9 protein-coding genes are annotated in these 9,753 nt (G+C 69.1%); 7 read left to right on the top strand and 2 right to left on the bottom strand.

All coding sequences use genetic code 11. The features are described 5' to 3' along the window. From EP28_RS10980 to rpsJ, 3 genes are all read left to right on the top strand, one after another. Positions 1-899, top strand: an 899-nt coding sequence (locus tag EP28_RS10980; RefSeq protein WP_049984071.1) for a homoserine dehydrogenase, incomplete at its 5' end; no start/stop codon positions are given. 199 nt (positions 900-1,098) lie between these two features. Then, entirely contained in the window at positions 1,099-2,364 is a 1,266-nt protein-coding gene (gene tuf, locus EP28_RS10975; protein WP_049984070.1) for a translation elongation factor EF-1 subunit alpha, read from the top strand. Positions 2,365-2,367: 3 nt separating this feature from the next. Then, the gene (gene rpsJ, locus EP28_RS10970; protein ID WP_004048854.1) at positions 2,368-2,676 is read left to right on the top strand and encodes a 30S ribosomal protein S10; all 309 of its coding nucleotides are present in this window, start codon (positions 2,368-2,370) and stop codon (positions 2,674-2,676) included. A 92-nt stretch (positions 2,677-2,768) separates the two neighbouring features. On the opposite strand, the gene EP28_RS10965 is transcribed toward rpsJ, so the two are convergent. Continuing rightward, the gene (locus tag EP28_RS10965) at positions 2,769-3,329 is read right to left on the bottom strand and encodes a rhomboid family intramembrane serine protease (protein WP_049984069.1); all 561 of its coding nucleotides are present in this window, start codon (positions 3,327-3,329) and stop codon (positions 2,769-2,771) included. Between the two features lie 45 nt (positions 3,330-3,374). Continuing rightward, positions 3,375-3,659, bottom strand: a complete 285-nt coding sequence (locus EP28_RS10960) for a DUF7967 family protein (protein ID WP_049984068.1) — start codon at positions 3,657-3,659, stop codon at positions 3,375-3,377. Positions 3,660-3,771: 112 nt separating this feature from the next. Between EP28_RS10960 and EP28_RS10955 the strand changes: the two genes are divergently transcribed. From EP28_RS10955 to EP28_RS10940, 4 genes are read left to right on the top strand one after another with little or no spacing between them, the layout of a single operon-like run. Then, positions 3,772-4,890 carry a lysylphosphatidylglycerol synthase transmembrane domain-containing protein gene (locus tag EP28_RS10955; protein ID WP_049984067.1) on the top strand — a complete coding sequence of 373 codons (1,119 nt, stop codon included), beginning with the start codon at positions 3,772-3,774 and terminating at the stop codon, positions 4,888-4,890. 22 nt (positions 4,891-4,912) lie between these two features. Continuing rightward, positions 4,913-6,148 (top strand): alpha-1 4-glucan-protein synthase, encoded by a 1,236-nt coding sequence (locus EP28_RS10950; protein WP_049984066.1) that lies wholly within the window; start codon positions 4,913-4,915, stop codon positions 6,146-6,148. Between the two features lie 39 nt (positions 6,149-6,187). Continuing rightward, positions 6,188-7,351 carry an ABC transporter substrate-binding protein gene (locus tag EP28_RS10945; protein WP_049984065.1) on the top strand — a complete coding sequence of 388 codons (1,164 nt, stop codon included), beginning with the start codon at positions 6,188-6,190 and terminating at the stop codon, positions 7,349-7,351. A 14-nt stretch (positions 7,352-7,365) separates the two neighbouring features. Beyond that, on the top strand, positions 7,366-9,681 hold the full coding sequence (locus tag EP28_RS10940) for a DUF7846 domain-containing protein (RefSeq protein WP_049984064.1): 2,316 nt from the start codon (positions 7,366-7,368) through the stop codon (positions 9,679-9,681). Positions 9,682-9,753 lie beyond the last annotated feature (72 nt).

The raw sequence follows: 9,753 nt of genomic DNA, 5'->3' as shown, positions 1-9,753 counted from the left end.
CGGACTCGTCGAGCGCCGTCGTCGCGGACGGAACGGGCGATCGAGCGCCGGGCGTCGACGCCGACGCCGTGGTGGCCCGCAAGGCCGAACGGGGAATCGTCGGCGACGGCGATCCCGCGGACGCGCTCGCGGCGGAGTACGATGCGCTGGTGGAGGCGACGCCGACGACGCTCGGGGACGCCGAGCCGGGGTTCTCGCACGTCACCGCGGCGCTGGAGCGAGACCGCCACGTCGTGCTCGCGAACAAGGGGCCGGTCGCGGAGCGGTTCGGCGACCTCCGGGCGGCCGAAGCCGACAGCGCTGGCGAGGTGCGCTTCGAGGCCACCGTCGGCGGCGCGATCCCGGCGGTGTCGACCGTCGAGGACATCGAGCCGGGCCACGTCACCGCCGTCCGGGGCGTGCTCAACGGGACGGCGAACTTCATCCTCACGCGGATGGCCGCGGAGGGACTCGACTACGAGCACGTACTCGCGGAGGCACAGGATCTGGGCGTCGCCGAGGCGGACCCCGCCTTCGACGTGGACGGCACGGACGCGGCGCTCAAGTGCGTCATCCTCGCGAACGTGCTCGCCGCCGGCGCGGCCGACGACCCCGCCGACGCCCGCGAGTTCAGCCTCGACGACGCCGATGTCGAAGGTATCCGCGACGTGCCCGGGTCGGCGCTCCGGCTCGCGGCCGAGGATGGACAGACGGTGCGGCTGATCGGAGAGGCGACCGGCGAGACCGTTCGCGTCGCGCCGCGGCTCGTCCCGGAGAACGGCACGCTCGCGGTCTCGGGGACACAGAACATCGTGCAGATCGAGACGAGCCACGCCGGGCGGCTCAACATCTCCGGGCGCGGTGCCGGCGGTCCCGAAACGGCCAGCGCGGTGCTCGGCGACGTCGGGCGGTTGGAGTAGCGCCCCGCAGGCGTCGCAGGCGGGTGATCGACGCGGAGCCGATCTCGCGTGACGCGGTCGCCCCGTGTGCCGGACTGCCGTGTGCCGCGTTGTCGAGAATCGCCCGACGGCAGCGAGATAGTCTGTGGTGCGTATCGAAACCGTTTTAGTGGAATCTACCGAAACCTACTCACAGAGCGCCTTAGCGCGTGATTACCCCATGAGTGACAAACCGCATCAGAACTTGGCCATTATCGGCCACGTCGACCACGGCAAGAGTACGCTCGTGGGTCGCCTCCTCTTCGAGACGGGGAGCGTCCCCGAGCACGTAATCGAGCAGCACCGCGAAGAAGCCGAAGAGAAGGGCAAAGGCGGCTTCGAGTTCGCCTACGTGATGGACAACCTCGCCGAGGAGCGCGAGCGTGGCGTCACGATCGACATCGCCCACCAGGAGTTCGACACGGACAACTACTACTTCACCATCGTCGACTGCCCGGGCCACCGTGACTTCGTGAAAAACATGATCACGGGTGCCTCGCAGGCCGACAACGCGGTGCTCGTCGTCGCGGCAGACGACGGCGTCGCGCCCCAGACCCGAGAGCACGTGTTCCTGGCCCGCACGCTGGGTATCAACGAGCTCATCATCGGCGTCAACAAGATGGACCTGGTCGACTACAGCGAGGATTCCTACAAGGAGGTCATCGGCGAGGTCGAGGACCTGCTCAACCAGGTCCGCTTCGCGACCGACGACACGACGTTCGTGCCGATCTCGGCGTTCGAGGGCGACAACATCGCCGAGGAGTCCGAGAACACGCCGTGGTACGACGGCGACACCCTGCTGGAGTCGCTCAACGACCTTCCGGAGTCCGAGCCGCCGACGGACGCGCCGCTCCGACTCCCCATTCAGGACGTGTACACCATCTCCGGTATCGGGACCGTCCCCGTGGGACGCGTCGAGACCGGGATCCTCAACACCGGCGACAACGTCTCCTTCCAGCCGTCCGACGTGGGCGGCGAAGTGAAGACGGTCGAGATGCACCACGAGGAAGTGCCCAAGGCCGAGCCCGGTGACAACGTCGGATTCAACGTCCGCGGCATCGGCAAGGACGACATCCGTCGCGGCGACGTCTGTGGTCCCGCCGACGACCCGCCGAGCGTCGCCGAGACGTTCAAGGCGCAGGTCGTCGTCATGCAGCACCCATCGGTCATCACGGCCGGCTACACCCCGGTCTTCCACGCCCACACGGCGCAGGTCGCCTGTACGATCGAGTCCATCGATCAGAAGATCGACCCCTCGTCGGGCGAGGTCGCCGAGGAGAACCCGGACTTCATCAAGTCCGGCGACGCCGCGGTCGTCACCGTGCGCCCGCAAAAGCCGCTCAGCATCGAGCCGTCCGGCGAGATTCCGGAACTCGGCAGCTTCGCCATCCGCGACATGGGTCAGACCATCGCGGCCGGCAAGGTGCTCGAAGTCAACGAGCGATAATCGATGCAGCAGGCACGCGTCCGCCTCGCCGGCACGAGCCCCGAGGACCTCGACGACATCTGCGACGACGTCCGCGAGATCGCGGACTCGACAGGGGTCGCCCTGTCGGGCCCGATCCCGCTGCCGACGAAGACGCTCGAGATCCCGTCGCGTAAGTCCCCGGACGGTGAGGGGACGGCGACGTGGGAGCACTGGGAGATGCGCGTCCACAAGCGTCTGATCGACATCGACGCCGACGAACGCGCGCTCCGCCAGCTCATGCGCGTCCAGGTGCCCAACGACGTCAGCATCGAGATCGTTCTCGAAGACTAAGCGCTAGGGCGTCCGTTCCGCTCTCTTCGTTTTCTTCACACTCGGTAGCGACGCCGTCGTCGATCAGCTCGTCGCGCGCGGCGGCCACCCGCTCACCTGATATCGAGGAGTTCGATCCGTCCGGCAACGAGCCCGCAGAACGCGCCGACGGCGTGTGCGAAAAGCGCGACGCCGGGTGCGGCGGTCATCGCAGTGAGCGCGAGCGCGACGACGCCGAACAGCGCGAGTTGTGAACGCGCCGAGAGCCGGAGCCGATCGAAAAGCGTCGCGCTGGCGACGTTGCCCGCGAGGAGGTACCCGCCGAGCGCGAACACCGCGCCGCTCAAGCCCAGCACTGCCGAGGGTGGGCCGAGCAGGCTACCGAGCGTCACCTGTGCGGTCCCGGCGAGCGCACCGGTCGTCACGACGAACGCGTGAAACCGAAAGCGCGACGTGCGGCGTTCGACGAACGGGCCGACGAGAAGCAGCGCCACCGCGTTGGCGATCAGGTGGCCGACGGAGGCGTGCGCGTACACGCCGGTGACGAGCGTCCACGGCGTGACCGAAAGCGGCGTCGACAGCGCGAGCGCGCCGCCGACTCCGACGGCTCCGAGCGCGAACTGAGTGAGACCGACGAGGACCGCGACCGCGAGGGTTTCGAGCGTCGCGCGCATTGCGTGACCGTTCGAGCCGGACGGGCTTAAACGCGGCCGCGGCGGTCAGATCACGTCGTCCGGATCGTGGGAGCGGGCCATTCGATCGGCCTCGGCCGCGTATCGCTCGCGATCGGCCGGGTCGTCGACGCGCCCGACGTTATCGGGGTCGGGCGTGACGGCCGCGGTCGTGTCGCGCACGTCCGAAAAGGAAGTGAGCGCGCGCTCCTTCCGGAAGTATCGCTCGCCGTCTTCGGTGGCGTAGGTGAGGATCACCATGTTCTGTTCGTCGTCGGAGTACGTTCGCTCAACGAGCCACATGCGGCGAGAATCGGCATCGGAGACGGTCATGTATAGTATTTCGAATCGTGTACACAAATAGTTTGTCGGCGACCGTAGGTGAACGAGCGGAGAGCCGGAGAACCGCCAGCGTTATATGTTTTAGGTTGCCCTAAACAATTGTATGACGAGCCGGTCCGACTCCGTCCGACTTCGCGATCGCTTCACGCGCGGGCGGCTCACGCTCGCGGGCACTGCGCTCGTGCTCGCCGTCGGCGGGTGGTTCGTAGCGCGGTACGTGGACATGGACGCGATCGTCGCGACTGCGGCGGCCGCGGACCCGACGCTTCTCGGCGTCGCGCTCGTCGCGTACGCGCTCTCGTGGCCCCTCCGAGGGCGGCGGTACGGCGACGTGCTCGCGGCGATGGGGACTCGGCTCCGGACCGGCTTTCTCACCGCGGCCGTGTTCGCGAGCCAGACCGCGAACCTGATCGTCCCGGCGCGGGCGGGCGACGGGGTCCGCGCGTACCTGCTGAAGCGCAGACGCGACGTTCCGTACCCAACCGGCGTCGCCTCGCTGGCGATCGAGCGCGCCTTCGACCTCGTGGCGATCGCGGCGCTCGGTGCGTTCGCGCTCGGCGCGCTCGCCTCGGGGGATCGATCGGTCGACACGACCGGTGGAGCGACGCCGCTCGTCGCCGCCGCCGGACTCGCTGCCGTCGCCGTCGCGCTCGGGGTCGCGACGGTCGCGGTCGCCCGGAGCGACCGGCGCGTCGGCCCCGCGCTTCGCGCTCGGGCCGCCGCGACGCGGCTCGCCCGACCGGTCGGTGCCGCGGTTCGGGTCGGCGCGGCGGTTCGGGTCGTCGCCGCCCAACCGCGTCGTCTCGCGACCGTGTTCGGGTGGAGCCTCCTCATCTGGGGGATCGACGTTGCGACTGCCGTCCTCGTGTTAGCCGCCCTCCTCGGCGGGTTCGACGGCGGCGTCATCGCGCTCCCGGTCGTACTCGCCGTCTGCACGCTCGCGGTCAGCGCGGGCAACCTCGCGAAGGTGTTGCCGCTCTCGCAAGGCGGGGTCGGGCTGTACGAGGCCGCGTTCACCGGCCTGATAGTCGGGACGACCGCGATCCCGGTCGAAACGGCGCTAGCGGCGGCCGTCCTCGATCACGCGCTCAAAAACGCCGTCACGCTCGCGGGCGGTGCCGCGGCGGCCGTCTCTCTCAACGTCTCGCCGACCCGCTCCGTCGACGAGGCACCGCCAAACGCCGGTGCGACCGACGAGCACGCCGAATCAGCAGACTTTTAGGTAAACCTAAAAATAAGCGAGTATGGACGAGCGCCGCTCACGACGTGACGAGGCCGATATCTGTGTCATCGTGCCGACGATCCGCGAGTACGAGTGTCTCCGCGCGTACGTCGCGAACGCCCGCGAGCATGGGTTCGACGTCTCGCGTCTGCACTTCGTGTTGGTCACCGAGGACTTCTGTGACGTCGCGGAGATGCGGGCGATGATAGACGACTTGGACGTCTCCGGCGATGTGTTCGACGGGACGGACCGCGAGGCGTGGTACGAGGACAACGACGTCGCGGAGTACGGACACGTCGTGCCGGCCGCGAGCCACGCCGAGACGAGCTTCGGACTCCTCTACATGTGGGCGAATCCCGGGTTCGAATACGGCGTCTTCATCGACGACGACACGCTCCCGCAGGACGACGCGAACTACTTCGGTCGTCACATGGAGAACCTCGCGTTCGGCGGCGAAATAGAGCGCGTCCGCTCGGACGAGCGCTGGGTGAACGTCCTCTACCAGAACGCCGGCGAGCACGGGTTGTACCCGCGCGGGTACCCGTACTCGGCGATGGGCGAGACGGTCGAGACCGACGCGGTCGAGGTGGAGAGCGGCGAGGTCGTCGTCTCGCAGGGACTGTGGACGAACGTCCCCGACCTCGACGCGGTCCGGATCCTGATGGACGGCGACTTGGAGGGACAGGCGCAGACGCGGACGACCGCCGACGACTTCGGCGCGGATTTCGTCGCCGCCCGCGGCAACTATCTCACGGTCTGCTCGATGAACCTCGCGTTCCGACGCGAGGTGATCCCGGCGTTCTATCAGCTCCCGATGGACGACAACGAGTGGGACGTCGGTCGGTTCGACGACATCTGGTCGGGCCTCTTCGTAAAGCGCGCCGCCGACGTGCTCGGCAAGCGTCTCTACAACGGCGGGCCGCTGTGCGAGCACAACAAGGCCGCGCGCTCGACGTTCGACGACCTCGCGAACGAGGTGGCGGGGTTAGAGCTGAACGAGCACGTCTGGGAGGTGCTCGACAGCGTGGAACCGGAGGTTCAACGGGCCACTCAGACGGCGAAGCCGTCTGAGGACGACGTGGAAGGCGACGCCGACTCGTTCGCGTCGGTGTTCGCGGAGATGGCCGACGCGCTCGCGGAGGGCGACTTCTCCGAGTGGAACAACGGCGCGTTCCTCAATCACTGTGGCGAACACATGCGTGACTGGCTCGACTGCCTCGACGCGCTCGGCCAGACGCGAGCGCTCGCAGACGACTGAACCGACACGACTAAGTTAATTTAGGTTTGCCTAAAACACATGGCGAGACACGAATCCGATGGACTGGGCGGGCGTGACGTTCGACGGCGACGGTTCCTCGCGGCGGCGGGAGCGGTCGGCACCGTTGGGGTGGCCGGCTGTACGGGCGGCGGCGACGACGGGGAGAACGGTGACGGCGGCGGTGACGGCGGCGACGCGGAGTCGTCGATCGGTCAGATCGGGTCGGGCCGCGAGGGGCGAGACGCGCCCGGCGGGACGCCGATGGCGGAGATGCCCGCCTTAGAGGGCGAACTCACCGTCTACTCCGGGCGCGGTGAGTTCCTCGTCGGCGAGCTCGTCAGCTACATCGACGACCGATACGACGACCTCGACCTGACCGTTCGATACGCCGGCTCCACCGACCACGTGAACGCGATCATCAACGAGGGCGAGGGGTCGCCGGCGGACGTCTTCTACTCGGTCAACGCCGGGGCACTCGGTGCGCTCGCCGGCGCCGGACGCACGCAGGCGCTTCCCAACGACGTCGCCGAGCTGGTTCGCTCCGAGTTCCGCACGGACCAGTGGATCGGCACCTCCGGCCGGGCCCGCACCGTCCCGTACAACACTGACGAGTTCGACGAGAGCGACCTGCCGGACGACATCATGGCGTACCCCGAGGAGTTCCCCGGCGATCTGGGCTGGGCCCCCTCGTACGGATCCTGTCAGGCCTTCGTGACCGCGATGCGTCTGACAGAAGGGGAAGAGGCCACCCGCGGGTGGCTCGAAGCGATGGTCGAGTCCGGTGCCACGTCGTACGCAGACGAGTTCCGCACCTGCCAGGAGGTCGCTGACGGGGCGATCGACGCGGGGTTCACGAACCACTACTACATCCAGCGCGTGCTCGACGGCGACCCGAACGCGCCGATCGCCACGGCGTTCACCGAGGGCGACGCGGGCGCGATGTTCAACGTCGCCGGTGCCGCGGTCGTCGACACCGCGATCGACGTCGACCTCGCCGCCAACTTCGTCCGACACCTGCTGTCGTCGGAGGCACAGGACTACTTCGCGCGCTCGACGTTCGAGTACCCCCTCATCCCCGAGGTGGAGCCGATCGGCGACCTCCCGACGATCGACGAACTCGACGTGCCGGAAATCGACCTGGCGGAGCTGTCGAACCTCGAACCGACGATCGACCTCATGCGCGAGGCCGGCATCCAGGTCTGACCGCTCCCGCATTCGTGTCCGCGTTTTCACCGTTCTCGTCGCTCGGCCGGCTCGCCACTCGCCTCCGTGAGCGGCTCGGTCGCGCCGATCGGGTGACGGTCGCGGCGGCCCTGATCGCTCTCGCTGCCGGCTTCCTGACGTTCGCGGTCGCCGCCACCGTCTTCTCACACCACTCCGCGAACCACGATGAGGGCGTCTACCTCACGCAGGCCGCGCTGCTTTTGGGCGGACAGGTGGAGTTCCACGCCGGACCGCTGGCCGACGCCGTCCACCCGTGGTTCTTCATCGAGGACGGCGGTCGCCTCTACCCGAAGTACACGCCGGTCCCGGCGGCGCTTTTCGCCGTCTCGATGGGGCTATTCGGCGAGCCGCGCGTGACGCTCGCGGCGGTCGCCGCCGGCAACGCCGCCTTGGTGTACCTGCTCGGAGGCCTTTCGGTCGGCCGCCGCGCCGGCCTCGTCGCGGCCCTCCTCTTTGCCGCCTCACCGATGGCGATCGCGACGAGCGCGGCGTTCCTCCCGTACGCGCCGACGACGTTCTTCAACCTCGTCTTCGCGGTCGCGTACCTTCGGAGCGTTCGGGACGAGTCACTTCGGGCCGCCGGCGTCGCGGGAGTCGCCGTCGGGATCGCCTTCTTCTCGCGCCCGTATACCGCGGTGTTGTTCGCCGCGCCGTTCATCCTGCACGCGCTGTGGCAGGTAGTGTCGGGGCTCAAGCGTTTCGCCGCCGACTCCTCGGCGTCGACGCCGCGCGCGCTCGCTTCCGCCGGCCTCCGCGGACGTCCCGATCCGGTCCGCCGCCACGGACTGACGGCGCTTTTCGGGCTCCTGTTCGTTGGCGTGGCGCTCGCGTACAACGTCCGGATGACCGGTGACCCCTTCGTCTTCCCGTATCAGGCGTTCGCCCCGATGGACGGTCCCGGCTTCGGCGAGCGCCGCATCCTCGGACACTCGGTCGAGTACACGCTCGGGCTGGCGCTGGAGTCGAACTGGTACGCGGTACAGGAGATCGCGACTCGGTGGTTCGCCGCCGGACCGCTGGGGACCGCGCTGGCCGCGCTCGGCTGTGCGGTCGCGGTCCGCGGGTGGCAGAACGGCGGGGACCCGATCGGGGTCGTCTCGGACGCTGGGGAGGAGACGGGCGCTCCCGGCTCGCCCGGGTTCCGGCGGACGGCCGGCCTGCTCCTCGGCGGCGTCGGAGTCGCCGTAGTCGCCGGTAACCTGTTCTTCTGGGGCACGCACAACGCGCTCGCCGACCTCTCGGACCCAACCGACGGGCTCGCGGCGCTTTTCGGTCCGTTCTATCACTTCGATCTCCTCGTACCGCTGTCGATATTCGGCGGAGTCGGCGTCGTCGCCGGGTGGCGGACGCTCCGGTCGGTGCGCGCGCGGCTCGCGAGCCGGGGGAGTCCCTCCGGAGTCACCCGCGTCGCGCTCGCGGTCGCCGTCGCGAGCGCGGTCGTCGTTGCGGGCGTCGCCGCCGTGGACGCGGCCTCGGAGCCGATAGAGCGGAACGCCGCCGTCGACGCGAAACACGAGGCGGCGTACGCCCCGTTCGACGAGGCCGAGTTCGAGGACGGGCTGGTGTTCGTGCCGACGCCGTACGGCGAGTGGCAGAACCACCCGTTCCAGTACCTCCGGAATGGGCCGGGGCTCGACGGCGACGTGGTGTACGCGCTCGATCGGGATCCGGTCGAGGACTTCGCGGTGGTCGACGCCTACCCGGACCGGACGCTGTACCGCTACGGCTACCGCGGCGTCTGGACCGCGGACCCCGACGCCCGCGTCACGCCGAAGCTGGAACCGCTCGACCGGCGGTCGGGTGACCGGATTGACGCCGAGACGACGGTCGGCGTTCCAGACCGCGTTGACCGCGCGCGAGTGCGCGTGGATCCGCGACGGGGGGACGCTGGCGGCCCGGGCCACGTCTCCGACACCGTGACCGACCCCGACGGTTCGCTCACGGTCGACTGGGTGGTGACGCCGGAGGGAGTGCGGCTGTCCGGTGTGGGAGGTGCGACAGCAGACACGGCCGACGGCTCGGCTGAGCCGGTACCCGTCGACCACGAGGGCGACGTGGTCGCCGTGACGGTGACGCTCGTCGATCCCGCGGGCGCGACGTACACCTATCGGCAGGAGGTGACGGTGCGGGTGACGGAGGGCGATGAAGCGGGCGTCGGCGACGAGCGGGTCGAGGCCGTCTGGCCCCCCGAGCGCTCGACCTGCCGGCTCGTCACCGACTGCGGCAACGAGGGAACGTACCTCCCCGAGGAACCTGACGCTCACCCCGAGTGGGTCGTCTTCGAGACGACCGCCGAGGCGAGCGGCTAGCGCGCGGAGCGCTCGGCCGCCACCGTTGTCGAAGTGACGGCTCCCCCCGCCGTCGCTCTCGGGAAAACCCGG

Source organism: Halorubrum sp. BV1, from assembly GCF_000746205.1.
GTDB lineage: Archaea > Halobacteriota > Halobacteria > Halobacteriales > Haloferacaceae > Halorubrum.
The sequence above is the reverse complement of the archived record's forward strand: the minus strand, read 5'-3'. Positions and strand labels throughout refer to the sequence as shown.